The 24,373-nt window shown below is 38.5% G+C and carries 32 protein-coding genes; 1 reads left to right on the plus strand and 31 read right to left on the minus strand.

Annotation, left to right across the window (positions count from 1 at the left end):
• Nucleotide 1: 1 nt before the first annotated feature.
• The 28 genes from infA to ASE74_RS13770 all read right to left on the minus strand — a co-directional run bounded on the left by infA (nucleotide 2) and on the right by ASE74_RS13770 (nucleotide 15,847).
• Nucleotides 2–220, minus strand: a complete 219-nt coding sequence (infA, locus tag ASE74_RS13635) for a translation initiation factor IF-1 (protein WP_010599888.1) — start codon at nucleotides 218–220, stop codon at nucleotides 2–4.
• Nucleotides 221–291: 71 nt separating this feature from the next.
• A complete protein-coding gene (gene map / locus ASE74_RS13640) occupies nucleotides 292–1,077 on the minus strand; it encodes a type I methionyl aminopeptidase (RefSeq protein WP_055910074.1) in 786 nt (261 codons plus the stop codon).
• Between the two features lie 8 nt (nucleotides 1,078–1,085).
• On the minus strand, nucleotides 1,086–2,426 hold the full coding sequence (gene secY / locus ASE74_RS13645; RefSeq protein WP_029278656.1) for a preprotein translocase subunit SecY: 1,341 nt from the start codon (nucleotides 2,424–2,426) through the stop codon (nucleotides 1,086–1,088).
• A gap of 7 nt (nucleotides 2,427–2,433) precedes the next feature.
• Complete coding sequence (gene rplO / locus ASE74_RS13650) at nucleotides 2,434–2,880, minus strand: 50S ribosomal protein L15 (protein ID WP_055910204.1); 447 nt, start codon at nucleotides 2,878–2,880, stop codon at nucleotides 2,434–2,436.
• A 104-nt stretch (nucleotides 2,881–2,984) separates the two neighbouring features.
• Entirely contained in the window at nucleotides 2,985–3,164 is a 180-nt protein-coding gene (gene rpmD / locus ASE74_RS13655) for a 50S ribosomal protein L30 (protein ID WP_010599892.1), read from the minus strand.
• Nucleotides 3,165–3,168: 4 nt separating this feature from the next.
• Nucleotides 3,169–3,687, minus strand: coding sequence for a 30S ribosomal protein S5 (rpsE, locus tag ASE74_RS13660; RefSeq protein ID WP_010599893.1), 519 nt, complete (start codon nucleotides 3,685–3,687; stop codon nucleotides 3,169–3,171).
• A gap of 17 nt (nucleotides 3,688–3,704) precedes the next feature.
• Nucleotides 3,705–4,058 (minus strand): 50S ribosomal protein L18, encoded by a 354-nt coding sequence (rplR, locus tag ASE74_RS13665; RefSeq protein ID WP_029278655.1) that lies wholly within the window; start codon nucleotides 4,056–4,058, stop codon nucleotides 3,705–3,707.
• Nucleotides 4,059–4,063: 5 nt separating this feature from the next.
• Nucleotides 4,064–4,621 carry a 50S ribosomal protein L6 gene (rplF, locus tag ASE74_RS13670; protein WP_055910076.1) on the minus strand — a complete coding sequence of 186 codons (558 nt, stop codon included), beginning with the start codon at nucleotides 4,619–4,621 and terminating at the stop codon, nucleotides 4,064–4,066.
• A gap of 18 nt (nucleotides 4,622–4,639) precedes the next feature.
• Nucleotides 4,640–5,038, minus strand: coding sequence for a 30S ribosomal protein S8 (gene rpsH / locus ASE74_RS13675; protein ID WP_010599896.1), 399 nt, complete (start codon nucleotides 5,036–5,038; stop codon nucleotides 4,640–4,642).
• Between the two features lie 195 nt (nucleotides 5,039–5,233).
• Complete coding sequence (gene rpsN, locus ASE74_RS13680; RefSeq protein ID WP_025145214.1) at nucleotides 5,234–5,503, minus strand: 30S ribosomal protein S14; 270 nt, start codon at nucleotides 5,501–5,503, stop codon at nucleotides 5,234–5,236.
• Nucleotides 5,503–6,069, minus strand: coding sequence for a 50S ribosomal protein L5 (gene rplE / locus ASE74_RS13685; RefSeq protein WP_086547740.1), 567 nt, complete (start codon nucleotides 6,067–6,069; stop codon nucleotides 5,503–5,505). The genes rpsN and rplE overlap by 1 nt, the downstream gene beginning before the upstream one ends.
• Complete coding sequence (gene rplX, locus ASE74_RS13690) at nucleotides 6,066–6,407, minus strand: 50S ribosomal protein L24 (RefSeq protein ID WP_025145216.1); 342 nt, start codon at nucleotides 6,405–6,407, stop codon at nucleotides 6,066–6,068. Before rplX ends, rplE begins: the two co-directional genes overlap by 4 nt.
• Nucleotide 6,408: 1 nt before the next feature.
• A complete protein-coding gene (gene rplN, locus ASE74_RS13695) occupies nucleotides 6,409–6,777 on the minus strand; it encodes a 50S ribosomal protein L14 (RefSeq protein ID WP_010599900.1) in 369 nt (122 codons plus the stop codon).
• Between the two features lies 1 nt (nucleotide 6,778).
• Nucleotides 6,779–7,033, minus strand: coding sequence for a 30S ribosomal protein S17 (gene rpsQ / locus ASE74_RS13700; protein ID WP_010599901.1), 255 nt, complete (start codon nucleotides 7,031–7,033; stop codon nucleotides 6,779–6,781).
• 13 nt (nucleotides 7,034–7,046) lie between these two features.
• Nucleotides 7,047–7,259, minus strand: coding sequence for a 50S ribosomal protein L29 (gene rpmC, locus ASE74_RS13705; protein WP_055910078.1), 213 nt, complete (start codon nucleotides 7,257–7,259; stop codon nucleotides 7,047–7,049).
• Between the two features lie 73 nt (nucleotides 7,260–7,332).
• Complete coding sequence (gene rplP / locus ASE74_RS13710; RefSeq protein WP_010599903.1) at nucleotides 7,333–7,755, minus strand: 50S ribosomal protein L16; 423 nt, start codon at nucleotides 7,753–7,755, stop codon at nucleotides 7,333–7,335.
• 40 nt (nucleotides 7,756–7,795) lie between these two features.
• Nucleotides 7,796–8,641: a 30S ribosomal protein S3 gene (gene rpsC / locus ASE74_RS13715; RefSeq protein WP_029278651.1), complete on the minus strand. Its 846-nt coding sequence runs from the start codon at nucleotides 8,639–8,641 to the stop codon at nucleotides 7,796–7,798.
• Nucleotides 8,642–8,650: 9 nt separating this feature from the next.
• Nucleotides 8,651–9,013 (minus strand): 50S ribosomal protein L22, encoded by a 363-nt coding sequence (gene rplV, locus ASE74_RS13720; RefSeq protein WP_029278650.1) that lies wholly within the window; start codon nucleotides 9,011–9,013, stop codon nucleotides 8,651–8,653.
• A 7-nt stretch (nucleotides 9,014–9,020) separates the two neighbouring features.
• Nucleotides 9,021–9,287, minus strand: coding sequence for a 30S ribosomal protein S19 (gene rpsS / locus ASE74_RS13725; protein ID WP_010599906.1), 267 nt, complete (start codon nucleotides 9,285–9,287; stop codon nucleotides 9,021–9,023).
• Complete coding sequence (rplB, locus tag ASE74_RS13730) at nucleotides 9,287–10,111, minus strand: 50S ribosomal protein L2 (protein WP_055910079.1); 825 nt, start codon at nucleotides 10,109–10,111, stop codon at nucleotides 9,287–9,289. The genes rpsS and rplB overlap by 1 nt, the downstream gene beginning before the upstream one ends.
• A 20-nt stretch (nucleotides 10,112–10,131) precedes the next feature.
• Nucleotides 10,132–10,422: a 50S ribosomal protein L23 gene (gene rplW / locus ASE74_RS13735; RefSeq protein ID WP_029278648.1), complete on the minus strand. Its 291-nt coding sequence runs from the start codon at nucleotides 10,420–10,422 to the stop codon at nucleotides 10,132–10,134.
• 1 nt (nucleotide 10,423) lies between these two features.
• Nucleotides 10,424–11,053, minus strand: a complete 630-nt coding sequence (gene rplD / locus ASE74_RS13740) for a 50S ribosomal protein L4 (protein WP_055910081.1) — start codon at nucleotides 11,051–11,053, stop codon at nucleotides 10,424–10,426.
• 4 nt (nucleotides 11,054–11,057) lie between these two features.
• Complete coding sequence (gene rplC, locus ASE74_RS13745; RefSeq protein ID WP_055910207.1) at nucleotides 11,058–11,675, minus strand: 50S ribosomal protein L3; 618 nt, start codon at nucleotides 11,673–11,675, stop codon at nucleotides 11,058–11,060.
• A 172-nt stretch (nucleotides 11,676–11,847) separates the two neighbouring features.
• Nucleotides 11,848–12,243 carry a DUF1634 domain-containing protein gene (locus ASE74_RS13750; RefSeq protein WP_055910082.1) on the minus strand — a complete coding sequence of 132 codons (396 nt, stop codon included), beginning with the start codon at nucleotides 12,241–12,243 and terminating at the stop codon, nucleotides 11,848–11,850.
• On the minus strand, nucleotides 12,243–13,076 hold the full coding sequence (locus tag ASE74_RS13755; RefSeq protein ID WP_055910084.1) for a sulfite exporter TauE/SafE family protein: 834 nt from the start codon (nucleotides 13,074–13,076) through the stop codon (nucleotides 12,243–12,245). Before ASE74_RS13755 ends, ASE74_RS13750 begins: the two co-directional genes overlap by 1 nt.
• A 150-nt stretch (nucleotides 13,077–13,226) precedes the next feature.
• Nucleotides 13,227–13,907, minus strand: coding sequence for a hypothetical protein (locus tag ASE74_RS13760; RefSeq protein ID WP_055910087.1), 681 nt, complete (start codon nucleotides 13,905–13,907; stop codon nucleotides 13,227–13,229).
• Between the two features lie 60 nt (nucleotides 13,908–13,967).
• Nucleotides 13,968–14,582 carry a hypothetical protein gene (locus tag ASE74_RS13765; RefSeq protein WP_055910089.1) on the minus strand — a complete coding sequence of 205 codons (615 nt, stop codon included), beginning with the start codon at nucleotides 14,580–14,582 and terminating at the stop codon, nucleotides 13,968–13,970.
• Nucleotides 14,583–14,590: 8 nt separating this feature from the next.
• Complete coding sequence (locus ASE74_RS13770; protein ID WP_055910091.1) at nucleotides 14,591–15,847, minus strand: prephenate dehydrogenase; 1,257 nt, start codon at nucleotides 15,845–15,847, stop codon at nucleotides 14,591–14,593.
• Between the two features lie 170 nt (nucleotides 15,848–16,017).
• Here ASE74_RS13770 and ASE74_RS13775 point away from each other — a divergent pair, with 170 nt between their 5' ends.
• Nucleotides 16,018–16,629: a hypothetical protein gene (locus ASE74_RS13775; RefSeq protein WP_055910094.1), complete on the plus strand. Its 612-nt coding sequence runs from the start codon at nucleotides 16,018–16,020 to the stop codon at nucleotides 16,627–16,629.
• 317 nt (nucleotides 16,630–16,946) lie between these two features.
• On the opposite strand, the gene ASE74_RS13780 is transcribed toward ASE74_RS13775, so the two are convergent.
• The 3 genes from ASE74_RS13780 to ASE74_RS13790 all read right to left on the minus strand — a co-directional run bounded on the left by ASE74_RS13780 (nucleotide 16,947) and on the right by ASE74_RS13790 (nucleotide 23,969).
• Nucleotides 16,947–18,473 carry an RICIN domain-containing protein gene (locus ASE74_RS13780; protein WP_055910097.1) on the minus strand — a complete coding sequence of 509 codons (1,527 nt, stop codon included), beginning with the start codon at nucleotides 18,471–18,473 and terminating at the stop codon, nucleotides 16,947–16,949.
• A 264-nt stretch (nucleotides 18,474–18,737) separates the two neighbouring features.
• Entirely contained in the window at nucleotides 18,738–20,723 is a 1,986-nt protein-coding gene (locus ASE74_RS13785) for a RagB/SusD family nutrient uptake outer membrane protein (RefSeq protein WP_055910099.1), read from the minus strand.
• A gap of 9 nt (nucleotides 20,724–20,732) precedes the next feature.
• Nucleotides 20,733–23,969, minus strand: a complete 3,237-nt coding sequence (locus ASE74_RS13790; protein ID WP_055910101.1) for a TonB-dependent receptor — start codon at nucleotides 23,967–23,969, stop codon at nucleotides 20,733–20,735.
• Between the last annotated feature and the right edge of the window lie 404 nt (nucleotides 23,970–24,373).

Below are 24,373 nucleotides of genomic sequence, written 5' to 3' on the forward strand. Positions count from 1 at the left end.
TTTATTTGTATCTATAAGTAATGCGTCCTTTTGTTAAATCATAAGGAGACATTTCCAATTTAACTTTATCACCAGGAAGAATTTTGATGTAGTGCATCCTCATCTTACCTGAAATATGCGCAATAATCTCATGCCCGTTCTCGAGTTCTACCCGGAACATTGCATTGGATAATGCTTCTCTTATTACTCCGTCTTGTTCAATTGAGGCTTGTTTAGCCATATTTTATTGATTGTTACTTAATTAGCTGCTTCTAAACAGGGTTGCAAAATTAAATAAAAAATTTTAATTATTTATTTTTTTTGTTGTAAAACTTCTTCTATAATAGAAAACGTTGATAAAACCTCTGCTTTGCCCTTTTTAACCGCTACTGTGTGTTCAAAATGTGCCGATGGCTTATTGTCTTTACTTGTTACAGTCCATCCATCGTTATGGAATTTAACACCGGCTACGCCTGCATTGATCATGGGTTCTATTGCAATCACCATTCCTTCTTCAAGTTTTGGTCCTGCACCACGTTTCCCATAATTCGGAACTTCTGGTTTCTCATGAAGTTTTACACCAACACCATGCCCAACAAGTTCTCTTACTACACCAAATCCATTAGCTTCTGCATATTGTTGAACGGCAAAACCAATATCACCAATGCGCATACCCACTACGGCCTTTTCTACTCCTAACTCCAAACAACGTTTGGTAACCTCAACCAATTTCTGTTTTTCAGTATCAATTTCCCCGATGGAGAAAGTATAAGCCGAATCGCCGAAAAAATTGTTTTTGATTACACCACAGTCAACTGAAATTAAGTCGCCCTCCTGAATTACGTATTCGCTTGGAAAACCATGAACAACCTGCTCATTTGGCGAAATACATAAAGAATTTGGGAAACCATTATAATTTAAAAATGCCGGGATTGCTCCGTGGTCACTTATAAACTCGTAAGCCAGCTTATCTAACTGAATGGTAGTCATGCCTGCTTTTATCACCTTGGCCACTTCGGCCAAAGTTTTAGAAACAAGCATGGAACTTTCTCTTATTAACTCGATCTCCTCAAGAGATTTGTAATAAATTTTAGACATCCTTTACACTACAACGCAGCATTGCTACTTGCAGCAGGAACACCTGTTCTGCCGGTAACTCTACCCGTTTTCATCAAACCATCGTAATGGCGCATCAATAAATAACTTTCGATCTGTTGCAATGTATCCAAAACAACACCAACCAAAATCAATAAAGAAGTACCACCAAAAAAGTGTGCAAACTCTTGTTTAATTCCGAACTTAACCGCTAATGAAGGTAAAATAGCAATGATCGCTAAAAATACTGCACCTGGGAAAGTAATTTTAGAAATTACATCATCAATAAAAGTTGATGTTGCAAAACCTGGTTTAACACCAGGGATAAAACCACCATTTTTCTTCATATCGTCGCTCATTTGAGTTGGATTAACTGTAATTGCAGTATAGAAGAAAGTAAATGCGATAATTAAAAATGCGAACGTTAAACTATAAGCCAACGAAGTTGTATTGCTGAACTGGATTAACCAAGAACCTTGTAATGAAGGAACAAACTGCATTAAAGCACCTGGAATAAACATTAACGCCTGAGCAAAAATAATCGGCATAACACCAGCAGCATTCACTTTTAAAGGAATGTACTGACGAACACCACCAAACTGGCGGTTACCAACAATTTTCTTAGCGTATTGTACAGGCACTTTACGTACACCTTGAACAATTAAAATGGTAAACATCACCACTGCAAATAATGCAACGATCTCTAAAACTAATGCAACAGGACCTCCACCTTCACTAGATGAACCTACACGTGCACTAAATTCTTGAGAAATTGCTACTGGTAAACGGGCAATAATACCAACCATAATGATTAGTGATGTACCGTTACCAATACCTTTATCAGTAATTTTTTCACCTAACCACATTACAAATAATGTACCTGCTGTTAATACAAACGTAGATAACACTAAAAATAAAGTATTTGGCAATAAAATAGCTTCTGCAGGAACTTGCGTTTTAACGTAACCAACAGATTGAACGATTGTGATCGCTACCGTTAGGTAACGGGTAATCTGGTTCATTTTCTTTCTACCACTTTCGCCTTCTTTCTGCATTTTTTGGAAAGAAGGAACAGCAATACCCAATAGTTGCACCACGATGGACGCAGAGATATAAGGCATTACGCCCAATGCTAAAATAGACACACGAGAGAAAGAACCTCCGGCAAACATATCTAGTAAGCCCAAGATTCCTGATTTTTCGTTATTGCCTAAAGCAGTTGGATCCACACCTGGTAAAACCACGTGAGATACGAAACGGTATACCAAAAGAATTAAGAGCGTAAACAATATACGCTCTTTTAATTCCTGAATTTTCCAGATATTACTTAAAGTAGTAAATAGCTTCTTCATTTAATAATTACAATTTTACAATAGAACCACCTGCAGCTTCAATAGCTTTTTGTGCGGTTGCAGAAAACGCATGTGCTGTAATTTCTAGCTTTGCTTTAACTTCACCACGACCTAAAATTTTAACCAAGTCGTTTTTAGAAGCTAAACCATGCGCTTGTAAAGCAGCAAAATCGATAGTTGTTAAGCTGTGTTTTTCAGCCAATGCTTGTAAAACATCTAAGTTTACGCCAACATACTCTGTACGGTTAATTGGTTTGAAACCAACTTTAGGCACACGACGTTGTAATGGCATTTGACCACCTTCAAAACCGATTTTGGTTTTGTGACCTGAACGAGAACCCGCACCTTTGTGACCACGAGTTGAAGTACCGCCACGACCAGAACCTGTACCACGACCAATTCTTTTGCTGTTTTTTGTAGAACCTACTGCAGGTTTTAAATTATTTAAATTCATTTTTTTGAATTTGTGTTGCCCTTCGCTTTCACTAAACAGGTACAACGATTAAACATATATAAAGGTAGTACAGGCTTTTACCCATACTACCTTTAAAACTTTTACTAAATTGCTTCGATTGCTACCAAATGGTTCACTTTGCGAACCATACCGATAATTTGTGGAGTAGCTTCAACCTCAACACTTTGGTTCATTTTAGATAAACCCAAAGCCTGAACGGTTCTTTTTTGGCGCTCGCTTCTGTCGATAACGCTTTTTACTTGTGTTATTTTGATCTTAGCCATGATATTATCCGTTAAATACTTTGTTTAAATCTATACCACGAGTTTGAGCTACTGTATAAGCATCACGCATTTTAGTTAATGCATCAACAGTTGCTTTTACCACGTTGTGTGGGTTAGATGATCCTTTAGATTTTGCCAATACGTTATGCACGCCAGCACTCTCTAATACAGCACGCATCGCACCACCAGCAATTACTCCGGTACCTACTGCAGCTGGTTTGATTAAAACAAAACCACCAGAGAATTTACCGATTTGCTCGTGAGGAACAGTACCGTTTAAAATCGGAACTTTTACCAAGTTCTTTTTAGCATCATCCACACCTTTAGCGATTGCTTCAGTTACCTCTTTCGCTTTACCTAAACCGAAACCAACAACACCGTTTTCATCACCTACAACAACAATTGCTGAGAAGCTGAAAGTACGGCCACCTTTGGTTACTTTGGCAACACGTTGTATACTAACCAAACGATCCTTTAATTCGATATCGGTGGTTTTTACTCTTTTTATATTAATAGTTGACATCTTACTTTTTCTTCAGATTAAAATACTAAACCAGCTTCGCGGGCACCCTCTGCCAACGATTTTACACGACCGTGGTATAAATAGCCATTTCTATCGAAAACAACTTCTTTAACACCTGCAGCGATTGCTTTTTCGGCAACTAATTTACCTACTGCAACAGACTGATCGCTCTTGTTTCCAGTACCAGTAAAATCTTTCGATAATGATGATGCTGATGCTATTGTTTTACCGGTTACATCGTTAATTACCTGCGCATAAATCCCTTTATTGCTTCTATATACAGATAACCTTGGACGTTCTTCCGAACCGGTAAGTCTTTTTCTGATCCCTTTTTTAATACGATCTCTTCTTGATAATTTTTTACCTGCCATGATTACTATTTTTTAGATGCTGATTTACCTGCTTTTCTTCTTAACACTTCACCTACAAACTTGATACCTTTACCTTTATATGGCTCTGGTGCACGTAACGAACGGATTTTCGCTGCTACCTGACCGATCAATTGTTTGTCAATACTTTCTAAAATGATTTTAGGAGTCTGACCTTTTTCTGAAGATGTAGTTACTTTAATTTCTTCTGGTAACTGGAACACATAATGGTGAGAATAACCTAAAACAAGATCTAATGTATTACCTGTGTTTGTAGCACGGTAACCAACACCTACTAATTCTTGAGTTAATTTATAACCATCTGTAACACCAATAACCATATTGTTAAGCAAAGAGCGATATAAACCGTGTAATGCTTTGTGTTTCTTTTGTTCTGAAGGACGTTGAACTGTTAAAATTCCTTCTTCTTGACTTACAGTGATATCTGAATCTACTGCTTGTGTTAATTCACCTTTAGGACCTTTTACGCTTACAACGTTATCTTTTGAAACGGTAATTGTAACACCTGCAGGGATTGTAATTGGGGCTTTTCCTATTCTTGACATTGTGCTGTTCTCCTAATATTAATAAACGTGACACAATACCTCACCACCAATGTTTAATTTGGCTGCTTCTTTATCGGTCATTACACCTTTAGAAGTAGATAAGATTGCGATACCTAAACCGTTTAATACTCTTGGCATATTTTCAACACCAGCATAGTTTCTCAAACCTGGTTTACTTACTCGCACTAATGTACGAATAGCAGGAACTTTAGTAATCGGATTGTATTTCAAAGCAATTTTAATGGTGCCTTGAACTGTAGTATCTTCAAACTTGTAGTTCGCGATGTAACCTTTATCGAAAAGAACTTTAGTAATTTCTTTTTTAAGGTTTGATGCAGGAATTTCTACAACACGGTGGTTGGCCTTAATGGCATTCCTTACTCTTGTTAAATAATCTGCTATTGGATCTGTATTCATTTTTTATTATTTGTGATAGTGGTTTCCTGTGCCGATTTCACATCGGTATGGGACCTGCTACCGGTTAAAATTCTTTTTCAAGCCGAAAGCTAAAAGACCAAAGTCTAAAGCGATTTTATATCGCCTTAAACTTTGAACTTCAAACTCTTTTTCAGCTTTAGTATTTAAGCTCAAGACTTTAGTCTTTAAGCTATATTACCAAGATGCTTTTTTAACACCTGGTATTTTACCGTCTAATGCCATCTGGCGGAACGTTACCCTTGAAATACCAAAGGTACGCATATATCCACGAGGACGACCAGTTAATTTACAACGGTTGTGTAAACGTACTGGAGATGAGTTTTTAGGTAATTTATCTAAACCCTCGAAATCTCCTGCAGCTTTTAAAACTGCACGTTTTTCAGCGTATCTAGCTACCAATTTTTGGCGCTTAACTTCGCGTGCTTTTACACCTTCTTTTGCCATTATTCTGCTGTTTTTTGATTTTTAAATGGTAATCCGAATTGTTTCAATAACTCAAGAGCCTCAACGTCAGATTTTGCCGAAGTTACGAAAGTTATATCCATACCTAAAATTTTATTGATTTTATCGATATTAATCTCAGGAAAGATGATTTGCTCAGTAACACCTAATGTATAGTTACCTTTTCCATCAAAACCTTTATCGTTAATACCTTTGAAATCACGGATACGAGGTAAAGCTACAGAGATCAAACGATCTAAGAACTCGTACATGTTGTTATCGCGTAATGTAACACGTACACCTACTGGCATACCTTTACGTAACTTAAAGTTAGAGATATCTTTCTTAGAGTTAGCAGGAACCGCTTGCTGACCAGTAATGGTAGTCAACTCAACGATAGTGGTATCCATAATCTTTTTATCTGTAACAGAAAAACGACCAACACCCTGATTGATACAGATTTTTTCCAATTTAGGAACCTGCATTACAGTTTTGTACTGAAATTTTTCTTTTAATGCATTTACAACTTCTTCTTTGTATTTGCTTTTTAATCTTGGTGTAGCCATTATTTAATCTCCTCTCCTGAAATTTTAGCAACTCTAACTAATTTACCATCTGCGTTAAGTTTACGACCTACGCGGGTAGCTTTACCAGATTTTGGATCAACCAACATCAAGTTAGAAATGTGAAGAGCAGCTTCTTTTTTAATAATACCACCGTTTGGATTTGCAGCATTTGGTTTAGTATGTTTAGATACTAAGTTAACGCCTTCTACAATGGCTCTGTTTTTATCTATTTGTACTGAAAGTACTTTTCCTTGTTGACCTTTTGAATCGCCAGCAATGACTTTAACTAAATCTCCTGTACGGATTTTAAGTTTTGATGGTGTATTTACTTTGTTTCCCATTTTATAATACCTCCGGTGCTAATGATACAATTTTCATGAATTGTTTTTCACGTAGTTCTCTCGCAACCGGGCCAAAGATACGTGTACCTCTTGGCTCATCCTGTGCGTTCAATAATACAGCTGCATTATCGTCAAAACGGATATAAGAACCATCTTTACGACGGATTTCTTTTTTAGTTCTTACAACAACTGCTTTAGAAACTGTACCTTTTTTAATGTTACCAGAAGGTAACGCGCTTTTTACGGTAACAACTACTTTATCACCAATTGAAGCATAACGTTTGCCGGTTCCACCTAGCACACGAATTACCAATACTTCTTTTGCGCCGCTGTTATCAGCAACGTTTAATCTTGATTCCTGTTGTACCATCTTATTTAGCTCTTTCTAAAATTTGTACCAATCTCCAGTTCTTGTTTTTACTCAAAGGACGAGTTTCCATAATCAATACTGTATCACCGATACCGCATTCGTTTTTCTCGTCGTGAGCCATAAATTTGGTAGTTTTCTTTACGAACTTACCATAAATCGGGTGTTTTACTTTACGTTCCACGCTCACTACAACAGATTTATCCATCTTGTTGCTTACCACTAACCCGGTTCTTGTTTTTCTTAATTGTCTTTCCATGTCGACTCTCAAATTAATTAGTTTCAGTAGCTGACTCAGTGTTTTTCACTTTTGTCAACTCAGTGTTTAAACGGGCTATGTCTTTCCTTACTTTTGCAATGCGCGAAGGATTTTCGATAGCTGAAATAGTATGAGCGAACTTCAATTTTGATAAGTTCTCTTTTTCTTCCGCAATCTTAGCTACTAATTCTTCTTTTGAAAGCCCTGTGATTTCTGAATTTTTCATTTTTCTTTTTCTTTTACGTTGAGTGTAGCGGTTATAATAAACAAGTATTTACAACATTCACCTCAACACTTTACTATGCTTCTACGTAATCTCTACGTACTACGAATTTGGTTTGGATCGGTAATTTCTGAGCTGCTAAACGCAATGCTTCTTTAGCAACTTCTAAAGGCACACCTTCAGCTTCGAAAATTACGCGTCCTGGTCTTACAACTGCTACCCAATATTCAGGAGCACCTTTACCTTTACCCATACGTACCTCAGCAGGTTTTTTAGTTACCGGTTTGTCCGGGAAGATCCTGATCCATACTTGGCCTTCACGTTTCATGAAACGAGTTACGGCAATACGGGCAGCCTCTATCTGACGACTTGTGATCCAAGTAGCTTCTAGAGATTTGATACCGAAAGATCCGAATGCTAACTCAGCTCCACGAGAAGCTAAACCCTTCATTCTGCCTTTTTGCATCTTCCTGAACTTCGTTCTTTTTGGCTGTAACATTTTATTTTGTTCTAATCGTTAAACGATGTTAATAAATCAATTATTTACGAGGACCTCTGTTAGCGCCTGCGCCACCACCTCTGTTTGCACCACCTTGGCCCGGACCACGACCGCCGCCTTGGTTTCCACCACGTCTGTCGTTACCACCGCCACGGTTATCTCTTCCACCACCACGGTTATCTCTTCCACCGAAAGCTGGTTTATCTGATGCGCCTTTTGGACCGTTGTTTGTTGCACCAATGTTTGGAGACAAATCACGTTTTCCATAAACTTCACCTTTACAGATCCAAACTTTAACACCTATTTTACCATAAGTAGTTAAGGCTTCAGCTAAAGCGTAGTCGATATCAGCACGGAATGTATGCAAAGGCACTCTTCCTTCTTTGTACTGCTCAGTACGTGCCATCTCAGCACCACCTAAACGACCAGAAGTCATGATTTTGATACCTTCAGCACCCATACGCATGGTTGATGCGATAGAAGATTTCATTGCTCTACGGAATGAGATCCTTGCTTCTAATTGTTTTGCAACACCTTCTGCAACTAATTGTGCATCAAGTTCTGGGCGTTTAATTTCGAAGATGTTAATTTGAATTTCCTTTTTAGTCAATTTCTTTAACTCTTCTTTGATTTTATCAACCTCAGCACCTGCTTTACCGATTACGATACCCGGACGAGCTGTGTGGATAGTTACGGTGATACGTTTTAACGTACGCTCAATAACTACTTTTGCAACACCGCCTTTAGCGATACGGGCAGAAAGGTATTTTCTTATTTTCTCATCTTCAACTAATTTATCGGAGTAGTTGTTGCCACCGAACCAGTTAGAATCCCATCCTTTGATGATACCTAACCTGTTACCTATTGGATTTGCTTTTTGTCCCATTTCCTAAAATTAGTTTTGAGTTGTTTCTGTACTTTTACTATCTACAATCAGCGTTACGTGGTTAGAACGTTTACGAATTCTATATCCACGGCCTTGAGGAGCTGGACGTAAGCGTTTCAACTGACGGCCACCATCAACCATAACTGTTTTTACAAAAAGTTGGTTTTCTTCAGGGCGGGCACCTTCATTTTTAGATTCCCAGTTTTTGATAGCAGATAATAATAATTTCTCAACTCTTATTGCTGCTTCTTTATTGGTAAACTTTAAAATGCTTAATGCTTTTTCTACACGTTCACCTCTGATAAGATCTACAACCAAACGCATCTTACGCGGTGAGGTTGGACAATTGTTTAATTTTGCTATTGCTTCCATTGTCTAATTATTTTTTCTTTTCAGCGTGTCCTCTGAATGTTCTGGTTGGAGCAAATTCTCCCAACTTGTGACCAACCATGTTTTCTGTTACGTACACAGGGATAAATTTATTTCCGTTGTGTACTGCAAATGTATGATTCACGAAATCTGGTGATATCATTGATCTGCGAGACCAAGTTTTGATTACAGACTTTTTGCCTGAATCATTCATAGAGTTTACTTTTTTCTCTACGTTATGGTCAATATAAGGTCCTTTTTTTATCGAACGAGCCATTATTTCTTCCTTCTCTCTATGATGTAACGATTAGAATATTTTTTAAGTTCTCTGGTTTTGAAGCCTTTAGCTAAAACACCATTTCTTGAACGTGGGTGACCACCTGATGATCTACCTTCACCACCACCCATTGGGTGATCGACAGGGTTCATCGCTACCGGTCTAGTTCTCGGACGACGGCCCAACCAACGTTTACGACCTGCTTTACCTAATACTTCGTTTGCGTGATCTGAGTTAGATACTGCACCGATAGTAGCAAGACAAGTAGTCAAGATTAAACGGGTTTCGCCTGAAGGCATTTTCAAAGTAGCATATTTACCATCGCGGGCAGCTAATTGTGCATAAGCACCTGCACTACGAGCCAATTGTGCTCCTTTTCCAGGGTGAATCTCCACGTTGTGGATGATAGAACCTAATGGAATGTTCGATAATTTTAAAGTGTTACCTACTTCTGGTGCTGCTTTATCGCCCGATAATAATACCGAACCAACTTGCAATCCTTCAGGAGCGATGATATAACGCTTCTCGCCATCTGCATAATGTAATAATGCGATGCGGGCAGTACGGTTTGGATCGTATTCAACAGTAGCTACTGTTGCAGGAATATCGAATTTATCGCGTTTGAAGTCGATTAAACGATATGATTTTTTGTGACCACCGCCCATGTAGCGCATAGTCATTTTTCCTGTGTTGTTACGTCCACCAGACTTTTTTGATGATACAACCAATGATTTTTCGGGCTTGGTTGCTGTAATCTCCGTAAAACTAGCACCAACTCTGAAGCGGGTACCTGGAGTAACTGGTTTAAATTTTCTTAAGCCCATAGTTATAATGAATTATTAAATTAAAGGGTTGCGTAATAATCTATTGTTTCGCCGTCTTTTAACGTTACGATTGCTTTTTTGTATTTCGGGCTACGGCCTGAAACAAAACCTGCTTTAGTGTAACGAGATTTAGCTTTTCCATCAACAACCATTGTGTTAACTGCAACGATGGTTACACCGTACAATTTTTCAATTGCTTGTTTAATCTGGATTTTGTTAGCCTTATGGTTAACGCTAAACGTGAAACGGTTAGATTTCTCGGTTAAAGCTGAAGCTTTTTCGGTTAATATTGGTTTTTTTAAAATTTCCATATTATTTGGCAAATGCCTCCTCCAAAGTTTTAACAGAATCAGCAGTTAACACAAGTACACCAGCATTTAATACATCATATGTATTCAAATCTGCTGCAGCAATCACTTTAGTTTTCTGAACGTTTCTGCTTGATAAATAGATATTATTATTTTGTGCAGGTAAAACCAACAAAGTTTTTTGAGTACCTACGTTTAACGCAGCCAATAAACTTGTATAGTTTTTAGTTTTAATTGTATCGAAGTTGAAATCTTCTAAAACTACCACGTTGTTATCTTTTGCTTTATAAGCTAAAGCAGATTTACGTGCTAATGATTTTAATTTCTTGTTCAATTTAAAACTGTAATCACGTGGCTGAGGACCGAAAACACGACCACCACCGTTAAATAACGGAGATTTAATGCTACCAGCACGGGCACCACCTGTACCTTTTTGTTTGTATAGTTTGCGAGTTGAACCAGCAATCTCATTACGTTGTTTAGATTTGTGAGTACCTTGACGTTGGTTAGCCAAATACTGTTTTACATCTAAATAAATCGCGTGGTCGTTAGGCTCGATACCAAATACCGATTCAGGAAGTTGCACCTTGGCACCTGTTTCTTTACCTGAAATGTTTAATACTTTAACTTCCATCTGATTACTTGTCTAAGATTACGTAAGAACCTTTAGCTCCTGGAATGGAACCACTAACTACTAATAAGTTTTGCTCAGCATAAACTTTCAAAACCTGTAAGTTCTGAACTTTTACCCTGTCTCCACCTGTTCTTCCAGCCATGCGCATTCCTTTGAATACACGTGAAGGGAATGATGATGCTCCCAATGAACCTGGGGCACGTAAACGGTTATGCTGACCGTGAGTCTGCATACCAACACCGGCAAATCCGTGGCGTTTTACAACACCTTGAAAACCTTTACCTTTTGAGGTACCTACAACATCAACAAAATCGCCTTCTGCGAAAGAATCAACCGTTACTACATCACCTAAATTAAGTGAAGTTGTAAACGAATCGAATTCTACCAGCTTGCGTTTCGGAGTTGTGTTTGCTTTCGCGAAATGGCCTTTTAACGGTTGAGTTGTGTTTTTCTCTTTTTTCTCATCGTAACCCAGTTGGATTGATGAATACCCGTCTTTTTCTTCGGTCTTTACTTGTGTAACTACACAAGGCCCAGCCTCGATTACCGTACAAGGAATGTTTCTTCCTTCGGCATCAAAGATACTGGTCATTCCTACTTTTTTTCCAATAATTCCTGACATTTTATCTTTTCTTTTTAACACCCATCGAAGCAGTAGGGCTTCGTTCAAGGTGGTTGTACATCCCCCGAAAGGGACGGCAAAGATAGGCAAGAAATATTAATTTTCAAATAGTTAGCCAAATATTTTTTCAAATAAATTGCTGATATGATGGGATTTAACTAAAAAAGAGATGTTAATGTGCTAAACCGCCATTTAAACTGATAGTTATGATCGCTAAAATGATAAATCCAATGAGTACATATAGGTAATCGCGCTCAATTAAAAAGCTAAAAATAGCAAAAACAATGCGTGCAATCGGCGTAAAAATAAGCATTAGGATCCCAAACTGAACAATAGCATCGCCTTGAAAAGTAGCTACTCCTTTAAATATGGCTATTATGGAAGAAAATTTACTTAGCTCGGGTTTAAAAACTTTATAGTCAGTAATAGCGCCATTTTTATGGATCAGAAAGATTGCGCCACCAATTAATACAATACTCATTGAGATAATTACACCTGCCCGCAAAAGCGTACCCAGAATAACCTGAATATCTTTATCGTTCATCTTTTCCTTTTCAGTAGTATTCATTATAATCCGCTTATTCCTTTATAGATCATTTGCAGCGCTAAAAAAGCAACTACTACCGCAAATACAATTTTAAGTTTATCAGTTTTAGCTTTTAATAGAATTTTTGAACCAACGGTAGCCCCTGTTAGTACACCAATACATACGGGCATGGCAATTCCAGGATCAATCTGACCGCGGTGTAAATAAACAACTGCGCTGGCCGCTGCAGTTACACCCATCATAAAATTACTGGTAGTGGTTGATACTTTAAAGGGCAAACGCATAATATTATCCATCGCGATTACCTTTAGCGCCCCGCTCCCAATACCAAGCAAACCCGATAATGTTCCTGCAAAAAGCATCATCATAAACCCTCCGGGAACATGTTTAACCGCGTATGGGTGATCAATTCCTTTATCAGGATAAGATCCGTTGAGCTTAAAAAATCTGGCCCATTTATCGGTATTGTCCAATGTGGTATGGTCTACTTTTTTCTTCAAAGTCATGATGGCCGAAAAAATCAGGATACAGCCAAAAAGAATTGCGATATAGTTGGCGTTTAAGTAAACGGCTACAATTGCACCGCAAACTGCTCCTATTGTGGTTGCAATTTCCAAAAACATACCAATCCGGATATTCGTAATCCCTTCTTTTACATAGGCTGCCGCAGAACCTGAAGATGTTGCAATAACGGAAACAATGGATGCACCTATAGCATAATGAATATCGACGCCTAAAGCCAGAGTAAGCAGGGGTATAATTATTACCCCGCCACCCAAACCCGTTAAAGAGCCCAGTAAACCGGCTAAAAAAGCACCTGATAAAACGATAATGGTAAACAACAATACCGACATGCGGGCAAATATAATGCACTGTTTTTGGGTAAACGAAGGATTAAGGGAATAAAATAAAGTCTATATGTTATATGGATGATGTAAGATGGGTGACGGAAAATGTGAGTTTATGGCAGCTAAATTTGGAATGTACGATGAATAATTGCAGGCTTAACCAACTACATTTAAATCTCCAAATACTTCATATTCGTTATCAAAAAGAAAATTGTAAAGCGAAAATTCTTTCTTAAACGGATTGCGATCAGCACCATGTGGATAGCCACCCTCAATTTTACGGCAGAACAACAGTCTATGATTAACAAATTTATAATCAGGAAAATTGCTTTCGACTATTGTTTTTAGCTTTTGAACCATATTTTCGGCATTAGCAATATGCCCAATTGAGGATGAAACGGTAAACGACATTGACACCGCCTGATTAGGACCTGCCTTAAGGTTTTTATGAAAAATCAATTCTTCAAAGAAAATGGTATAATGGTTTGTTAAAAGGGATATTCTCACACTCAATTTATAATTCAGATCTACTTCCGGATATTCTATTTTGGGGAAGCGAATATCCATCGCATAATTGGGGAATTGATGATGGTAACTATTTAGGACTGTAAAATCGTTAAATGAATTCTGGATATCGCTATCCAATTTACTAGCAGCCGCAGGAAGTGTGTTAGACATAAGTCTTTCAATTTTATCTTTTACAATAGCCGTGAGCTTGCTATAACCCGGAAATGCTTCATTTACATCCTGCGTACCAATCGGATAATATTGATAAACTACTTTAACTAAATCGAAAAAAGGATTACCTCCTACTGAAATTTTGATTTCTGGTACCATATTTAAGTGTAAGATTTTAATTCTAAACTGAAGCCATCAGATACCAGGAGCATTAATATCCTAAATTTGGGGCTTATCAGCTATACCTTTATAATGCAACTTACTTTCCTTCCCTAAATCAACATCCTTAAAACTTTCCAGCAATTCGAAAGCGATTTGCCTCACTGTTTCGGGTATTGGGTTAATGGTTGATTTGTTACCTTCAGCATCTTTTACATTCCAGCCCGACGTATTAAGCAACAATGGACTAGAACTGGCCACCGATTTAATTATTTTAGCCCTTGTAAATGCTATTTCATCCGAATCGATGATTACCTTTTTATTATTCCACCAGTTTTCTTGGGATACACTTTTTAAATCTCCAGGGTCTAATTTAGAAGAATATCTCCAGCCCTCCCCTGCTTGATGTGCCAATTTTAACAATCCGATAAAATTGGTGAGGCTTTTGGAGTTGTAGATCTCAGAACTGCAATACATATCAGGATGGGTTAATTTAAGCTGATTCACCAATGCTTTTGTTTGATCGGAGTTATGAAAAATCATGATAATCTTTTCAGCTATTGAAGAAATAACGGCTTCGTTTCCCAGATCATATTCACCACAAAGTAATTCGATATCTATTATTTGTTGTTGCAATAGCGAAACCAGTTCTGGTTTATTCAAAATGGTTTTCATATTCGAATTTACTTGCCCAGCCTTTTAATCATTTCCGCACTTAAATCCCGTCCATCATTTAAACGGTTGGCAAAAAATGATTTGGCAGCTTCGAAATGTTCTTTATAACCTTTTAAATCGCCATAGCCAATAATTGATGCCCATTCGTGCACTGCTGTGTGAAACTCTAAATCATCACCACGGATAGATTTATCATATAATGCAGTTTTTATAGATTCTTCCAGCATTGCTTCATTTTTGAAAAGATACTCGGCAATGCCCAATCTCAATTTAAATGGAGGTGTTTGGCAGATCAGGTTATCATAAGGGTTTACCCCCATTTTATACCAGGCATATACCATACTCAGCAAACTTAGATGTGAATTGGGTTTTTGTTTATGGCTTGCATCTGACAGGCTGAATTCTTTCATGATATTATCGTCTAGCAATAAAAGGGCACGACTTTCATGGAAAACAAAATCGCGGGCGGCATAAATCTTTTCTCTAAACTCCACTTCATTTTCACAGATCATCAATTTAAACAGTTCTGATTCTGCTTGTGCGTAATATTTTACCTGTTTCTGCGCATAAGGGTTTAAAATAGCCAAACCCGCATAAATGTGCGATTTATAGCTAAAAATCCTTAATGTGGTCAAAATTTTAACATTATCTATTCCACCGGCATAGGCAGGATTGTCCCAAGGGAAAAAACCTGCGTTTTTCCATGCTGAGCCCATACTTTCGAAACCCATGTGCGTAACCGCCTGTGTATCGGCCACAATGCGGTCGTGCTCCCTGTAATCGTCCATTTCAATAATGTTTGATTTTAAAGATTTATAAATTTCCAAAGCTTTGGCATAAACAGCATCGGTAGCACGGTGACGCACTACAACAAGGGTTTGGCCCTCCGGACTAAAAGCGGGTCCGTGCAAAGAATGGCAGGTTACAATCTGGGTATCTTCTGGCAAATGTTTTTCGAAAGCTGCAATTTCAGGATGTTTAACAGATGTTTGTCCGGCTACTATTGCACCATATTTAGTAGATCGTGCAAATACGGCTACTACCTCATCAATTTTTTCAGCTTCAACGCAATAGATAATAAAGTCTGATTTACGGGCAACCTCATGGCCATCAATTAAAACCTCGATTCCTTTTGGTACTAATTCATTTTTTAGCTCGGTAAAGCGTAAAGGCATATCTGCTCCACATACCTTGTAACCAGCCTTTACAAACGATAGTGCGTACAATTTGCCCATATCGCCTAAACCAATAATTCCTATTTGCATGGAACAAATGTAACCTATCGCAAATAAATTTATAATAAAACTGTGATAAAATTGTTATTTAGAATGTTAAACAGCAAACGGTTTTACACTTTTCCTAAACCTTAAACAAAATTTATTAACCGGGAAATGGATAAAAATGTAGTTTTACATTCTAACACCTATATTTAACTATGCAGAAAATTAAACACACCCTATTGTTTTTAGGCGCTATGCTATTTTTAAACGTTGCGTTTGGACAAGCTTTGCCCGACACGACTAAAAATACTGATCCATCTTTAAACGGACAGTATCAGTTCATGTTAAAAAAATCTAAAAGTTTGTATGGCGCAAGGCTGATCAATCCGTCAAGATTATCATCCTTATGGAAAAGTGTTAACGATACATTAAGGAAAGAACGCAAACAGTTACAAGAGGCCAGGCAGGAAATTAAATCTCAGGCCGGTAACATTTCGACCTTGAAAGGTGAGGTAAATGGCAAAGAAAGTTCTTTGGCCAATGCCAATGCCGCAGTTAATGAAATTAAATTTTTAGGAATATCTTTTGATAAGGGTACCTACAACACAATTGTTTGGGCCATTATCATTATACTAGGGATAGGTTTAGCCTTTGTAATTTTCCAATCGGGTAAGTTTAGGCACGAAGCTAAATACAGAACAGCCCTTTACCAAGAGGTAGCCGATGAGTTTCAGGCGCACAAGGTAAAAGCTAAAGATAAAGAAATGAAACTGGCACGCGAACTGCAAGATGAGCGTAATAAATGGGATGAAGGCAGAGGAAGATAGGCGAAAATATTCTATTTTTTGTACCGGGGAGTCGTTTAGATGGAATAATTAAGCTTTAACTAGTTACGTGTAGCCCGTTTTGATATAAAAGATTTTAGCGGGGGAAAACCTAAAATATTATCTTTTCAACTGGCTATTGATGGTAGATTTCATAGAGCGATCGTTATTGCTAAGCAGGAAGCAAGCTTAAAACGTTAGCTATTGGCAACATTTGTAAACTTGCTTCTTCGTTTCCTCCTCGCAATAACGATTTATCGCTATCTATTCTAAAAAACTATTCTGCGCTTTTAATTGATTCTTTTGTCAGTTATCGAAAGTTAGTTGGATGCAGGCAATATCTGCCATTGCGCATCTTGTTCAAACCTAAACTCATTGATAACCACATCAGCACTATTAGCGGTTGATGCATCTCTAATACCCAGCGTTTTTCCTAAGGTATTAACGTTTATAAACCTAAAGTAACCTCCCTTGCAAGGGATAATGTGCCATTTCTGATTAAAACCATTATTCCAGGTATATTGGGTGGCATTTGTACCTGTATTTCTTGTCGAATTAGGTACTTCGAGCGATTTTCCACTATGCACATTAGTAACCCTGAATTCTCCACGACCCAAATTCGTTATTGTCCACCGTTGATTATTGCCTCCCAGATAGTCGTATTGCTTTATTGAAGCATTATCGCTTTGCAACCAATCGCCAACTTCCATTGCCCTCCCAGATTTCCGGTTAATAATCTTTACCTGACCATCAAATTGTATTGCAGGTGAAACCGTAACGTTGCCAGTAGCCGTATTTGCCGACCATTGATCGTACCAGGGAAGGCTAAGCGTAGTTCCTGAAAGCTGAAAGGGTAAAATGACCAACCTGGTAGAAGCCATATCCCATGTTGACCAGCGGTCGCCAAGATATACCCATGTTGTTCGATCTGAGCCTGATACAGGAAAAGCATTTGTAATTTGTGATTGATAAGTTTTTGCACCATTTGGAGCGATCAATCCACGGTAAGTCCACGGGCCGGCCAGTGAAGCTGAAGTATAATAATGGTTATCATTTGTATCCCAACCTGAGCATTTGGATTCGACCAGGAAATAAGTATTGCCAGATTTAAACAGGGCATGACCTTCGCAGCTTACTTCCGATCCTCGGTATACCACACGTGTATGGCCGGTGTAGGATGAGTTAAGCTCCATAATTGCTACCTGGGAGTTTACACTTACACTACTAATCATATATGCTTTTCCATCCGTATCCTTATAAACATTCATATCGCGGCTATCCAGGCCTAATGGGCGATAATGGCCCTGCCAGTTGTAGTTACCACCTATGGTGCTGCTGGTTGCATAACCTACTTCTGCTGTTCCATATGCCCCCCAACCCTCGTAATGTACCCATAATACAAACTGCCCTGTTGTGGTATTGTGCAATAACTTCGGCCGCTCTACAACTGAACCAGCAGCAAGATCGCCATGGGTTGAGTTTTTTAGAATGGTATTTACGAATGTCCAGTTTTTCAAATCTGCAGATGAGTAAATATTTACACCTTTAAAGGTATAGTTGTTATCCGATCTATCCATTCCCCACAAATAATAAAGGTTTCCAACTTTGATTATTCCTCCTTCAACTGCATGTACAATGTTTCCATTTGTATCGTACATATCTCCTCCGGTATAGAAACTGGCATTTGGGTCGGCAGTAAAATTTGTTGCGCTAAGCTTATTGTTTTTTTGTGTTTTGAACTGTTCGAGCTGGGCTTCAGCCTGATCAGGGGTTTTTCGGCAACTCAATACCGTACAGATGAATAGCAAAAATGCAATCATCGTTGATGAGATTTTTAATGTTTTCATAGGTTAAGAATAACTTGATATAAATGGTTAGATGTAGGTATTTTTAAGCGTTGAGATTAGCATCCAGTGAGCAAGCTCATCCGTTTAGAAAATCTCCTATACCTCTAATTTCATTTGTCGGGCAAGACATCAAAATTTAAGGTAAAAGGTTTTTATTTAGACATTCGTGTAGATTTTACTAAAATTTAGTAATTAACCAGCTCATTATTAATAGATTGGAGAAGAATAATACTGATTACACTTCTCCAATCTTTAAGCTTTTATTTAAAAACCGATAGCCGCAGCACCGCCATTAACGGGCCAGCCAGGGTTTTGATAGATCACAGCCGAATTAGAATCTCCATTTTCTGCAGTAATAATGAAATGCTGTGCAGCAATTGGATTTAAGTAATGCGCCATCGTCCACCGTACGCCTTTGTAAGATTCATTGTTGCCATAAATCTCATAAGGTCTGAGGTATAAACTTAAAGCCGGATCTGATACGATTGCTCCAGGGTTTGATGCACCAGAAGCAAGCTGGGCCGGCTTGTACCAATCTTTCATCGGCCCCCATAATTTAAATCCTTCAATATGGTCTGGCGTAGAAATCATCTGATCCATAGCTCTCCATCTTTTAAGGTCCATAAACCTTAAGCCTTCAGCCATAAGCTCATTGCGCCTTTCTCTTCGGATGTTGTAAAGAGTTGGATTAACCAAAACACCATTTGAATAAGCTCCCCAGTCCTTTTTTTCAAGGTTCATGTTGGTTGCAGCAATGGTTTTATTAAAATCAGGATCAACCTTTGCCCTGGTTCTTATCTGTTGCCAATAACCAACGGAAACTGCATCCAATACCCCGTTTCGCTCAAAATCGGCTTCAATGTAGTTTAGATACGCTTCGGTAGCCCTAAAAGTTACACTTCCGGTATAACCTCCCCCATTATTGGTTTGGGCACCATCATAACTCAAGCCTTTTCTTATGGTGTAGCCTGTTGAATATTTTTTTTCAGCGCTTGACTGATCTATAGCAGGTATAGGCTCTATAGTGGTTCCATGACTGCCTGCTCCGATGTTTACCAGTTGATTTTTTTGCCCTGGTTCTTTTAAGAAAAGGTTTAGACGGCCATCCCTGCCTTCTCTTACATCTTTAATGTAATCATCACCTTTGTAACCGCTTCCTGGTGCATAAATTGGAAGTCCGTTTGCCATAAGGAAACTTTCTACCATACTTCTGGTTAACCCTACAGAATTATTGCCCAATTGCGCATACACAGGAACGTTATGGGTTATATTTACTGAATATTGTCTCCAAAGTAAAACTTCGCTGTACCCAGCCATATTTACGTTACTGAACATATTGAAATATGGATTTTCATTATTGGCTGATTCAATAATCCCTGTGTTTGTTACCAACTGAACAGCATCTGCCACGGCCTTAGCTGCAGACATTGATTCACTTAAAAAAAACTGTGATTCGGCTTCAATGCTTCCGGCTTTAAACTGATAGCCTGCATTATAAGCTTTGTTAGCACCTGGCCAGCTTGGTCCGTTAGGTACAAAAGCGGTGCCTTTAAAATATTTAAGCCAGGTACCTTCATAAAGACCAACCCTGGATTTTAACAACAGTGCACAGTTTTTAGAAAGGCGGTTTTTAGATCCATCAGGATTGTTCATCAACATTGCTGCCGAATCAAGATCAGCAAGTATAAAACGGGCAACCTCAGTTCTTGGCATTCTTCTGCTTGCCTCTTTCAATTTTGCCGCATCATCACTTAAAGTGGTTTTAATGATGGGAAAATCGCCTAATGCCTGCAGTTTTGAGAAATAAACATAGGCCCTTAAAAAGTAAACTTCTCCTATATATTGTTTAATTTTATCTTCACTACCACCTATTTTTCCGGTTTTCCATTTGGGAACCACATCCTGAAGAAAATAGTTTAACTGATAAATGTTGCTAAAATCCCAGTCGCCACCCGATGATCCAACTTTGAAAAGCCCTGGTGCATATCTATTGTCCATAGAAGTGGTTGCCATGTTATCTGTATTGGCATCAATTCCAAAAGTTCCGAATGAATAATTGGTATGAGAAGGGAGGATATCGGTATAACGTGTTATTGCGTACGCACCTAGTTGCGACTCTTCCTGTAAGTATTTTTCCGGGCTTATAGTTGATAATGGTTCCTGATCAAGGTATTTCTTACATGAAACGGAAACAAGCACTAAAAGTATTGCTCCAGCCCAAAGCTGGCTTATTTTGTTAAAATTTTTCATCGTCTTATATTAAAAAGTGACACTTAGACCGAAGGATAGTGCCTTGGTGATTGGATAAACATTACCGTTTGATCTTGAATCTCCAGGCTGATAATCAATGGTTTCAGGATCAAAAATCTTCGTTAACTTTGTAGCCGTCCACAGGTTTTCTCCGGAAGCATATACCCTAATCTTTTGCAACCCTAATTTTTTCACTAATGGCACTGGAAGCGAATAGCCAAGTTGCAGGTTTTTTAAGCGGATGTAAGATGCATCCTGTAGATACCGGGTTTGAACAGCCTGATTTTTTAAAGTTCCAAATATTGGCCTGGCGTAATAAGCATCAGGGTTTTGGCCTAATGGATTGTTAGGGTCTGCACGGAAATAATCCAAATGCTCTTTAAGTCCGGTTGAAAACCAGATTACATCCGTAGCACCAAAAAAGTAGGCACTTGGTGTGTAAAAATCTCTTTTTAACACTCCCTGGAAAAACACCCTTAAATCAAAGCCCTTATAATCCACATTTAAATCCAGCCCAAAATTATATCTCGGTGAAAAATTACCGATCACATGTTTGTCTCCACTATCAGACTGGGTATTGTTACCTTGATCAAGTTTGCCATCACCATTAAAATCTGCATACATAATATCCCCTGCGGCCCATTGTGAACCAAAAAAATTCTGGCCATTAGAAGAAGTAGCCAAGTGGGCATCCATTTCTGCCTGGGTTTTTGCAATACCTATAGTGGTATACCCCCAAATTTCTCCAAGCTTTCTTCCTTCTATATAAGTGTTTAATGAGCCGCTAGGGTTTGGAAACCTGGTAACTGTAGTCTGATTATCACTCAGCTGTAAACGTGCACTATATCCAAGTCCATTTTTAAGCTTGTCTGCCCATCCCAGCTCCAATTCAAAACCTACGGTTTTTAAATCAGTATTGTTTGTAGGCGGAACAGCAGTTCCTAAAACCACAGGTAGTTCTGTTGCTGGCCCAAGCATATTGATAGTTTTACGGTTGTACCAATCAAAACTTCCGGTAAGCCTGTTTTTAAAAAAAGCGAAGTCGAGCCCAAGGTTAAGACTTTTTACGGTTTCCCATGTCAGTGTAGAACTGATTAGCCCGGGTGCGCTGGCAGTATTAGGCTGTGCACCATTTACCAGCCAATTACCGTTACCCGTAGCAACAGGTAAAGTTAAATAAGTTGGATAAGGATCCGGTGAGCCGTTTTTGGTTGTTGTTTGGTTTCCTAAACTTCCATATGAAGACCTAAACTTAAATACATCAATAAACGCTAAGTTATCTTTCACAAAATCTTCCCTGGCAATGTTCCATCCAACAGATACCGATGGAAAGTAAGTCCACCGCTGATCGGCCCTAAACCTTGAGGATGCATCGTATCTTAGGTTAGCTTCCAAAAGGTATTTTCCATCATAATCGTAATTTAACCTACCGAAAAAGCCAGCTATGCTGTATGCCTGATAATCTCCGTTAACAACAGGAGGCTGAATTTTACCATCAGGATCGGCCCCGGAAGTTGTGTTAATGGTTGGAAGTTCGGGCACAATAATGCCTTGCCTCGATACATTTAGGCCCCTGAGCCTGGTCATCTCTGTTTGAAAACCACCCATCACCTTGAAATTATGTTTTTCAGCCAATGTTTTTGAGAATTCAGAATAAATATTGGAGTTGAAATAATTTTCGCGGTATCCCTCTTCAAAAACAGCAGAATTTCGGTTGTATAGATAAGCATTCCCATTTACATCATGGTTGTAGGTTTTTTGAACATCATAATGGTTAAAATCATTTCTAGTGCGGTAATTAACCTCTGCGAAAGTTCTCCATCCTTTTATCGGTTCAAACACAAGCTGTAGCTGCTGGTACATCCAATCTTTCTGATTCTTGGTTATCCCTCCGTCCCTAAGGCCAAGGGCTGGTGAAGGAGAGCTGTAGAGGAATCCGTTCGGATCATATAAGGGCAAAGTTGGCCATCCCTGACGTGCAAGATTTGCATATAGACCGTTACCAAGATCACTGGGTCTGCGGTAATCTTCTCTTAAAAACCGCGTACTATAATTCAATGAAACTGCCTCAGAAATCTTAGTGTTGATCTTTGCGGCAAGGCTATAACGCGAATAAAGGTCTTCACCGATTTTTAAAAGTCCTTTTTGATCAAGGTAGTTTGTTGAGAGATAATAAGTTGTTTTATCATTGCCTCCATTTAAGCTAAGATTGTGTTCCTGGGAGAATGCATGATTAGAATAAATTTCCTTATACCAATCCACATTATCATTCCCAAAATCATAACCATCCTGCCAATACGGAACGTTTCCTGTGTTTGGCGCAATACTGCTTTTCAAAATACCAGCCTGGTAATCTCGTATGCGTTGCAGGTATTCAGGGCTAAAGCGTGCACCGCTTCCACCATTTATACTCGCATCGTTATAGTATAATGCAAAATTATAAGAATCGAGCTGTTGAGGTAAGCTTACAGGACTTGTAATACGAAAGTTGTTGTTATAATTAACCTGTGTTAGGCCAGATTTGCCTCGCTTTGTAGTTACCAATATTACTCCGAAAGCAGCACGAGAACCATATATAGATGATGCAGAAGCATCTTTAAGAAATGATATATTATCGATATCCTGTGGATTAAGTACGTTCAGCTGTCCTTCCATCCCATCAATGAGTATAAGTGGACTTGCTGATGAATTGCCACTTATAGTACCAATACCTCTCATGTTTATTGTGGGACTTGCATCTAACGAACCATTATTTTGGGTGATATTTAAACCAGCTACCTTGCCTTGTAATGCCTGGGTGGCGTTTACAACAGGACGTGATTCAAAAGCTTTTGCATCAATACTGCTAACAGCACCTGTTAGATTAACTTTTTTCTGCTTTCCAAAACCAACAACAACAACATCATCAAGATCTTTATTTGCGGCAGTAAGGCTTATGTCAATTTTATAAATGCCAGCCTGTGCAGTAAGCCCGGCTAACTTAACCTCTTTCGGAGCATAACCAACTGATGAATAAACCAGTGTGGAGGCAGATGATGCTTTGATGGTATAGCGACCATCATTGCCCGATACTGTAGCAGTACTGGTTCCTTTTACTGATATACTTACGCCGGGCAGTGGGCCTCCGGCATCCTTTATTATACCCTGCACAGTTGTATCCTGGGCATGTGTGCTACCAATAGAACAGATTGCAAATACACACAGTGCAATACAGCTCCTAATCAAAAATAATAGTTGTTTTGTCATAAAATAATTAATGATATTGTGAAACTTAAGAAAATGTAAATTCAGGCTGCGGATCGTTTTTGAAACATTGGGGACAAAGCATATACTTAGCAACTATTAATAGTGCAGACCTTTTTTCAAAAAAGTGCGGGGAAAAGGCCTTCCGTCTCAAATAGTGCTTATAATTGGTTAAAATTTTGATAAAAAATGCATTTATCAATTTCATAAGTTAATGCGAAGAAAATTGGATATGAATACCCAATAACCGATATTGGTTCTCGGCATAACGAGCTGAAGGGTGTAACAATATGCGTTGTATACAGAAGAAAAGAGGTGGAATTGGGAAAAAAGGGGTGGTAAATCGGGCTTTTTGATCTGTTAACATAATAAATACCAGATTTGTCGCGAAGATGGAATGAATGATC

The sequence above is a fragment of the Pedobacter sp. Leaf216 genome, assembly GCF_001421515.1.
Classification (GTDB): Bacteria; Bacteroidota; Bacteroidia; order Sphingobacteriales; family Sphingobacteriaceae; genus Pedobacter.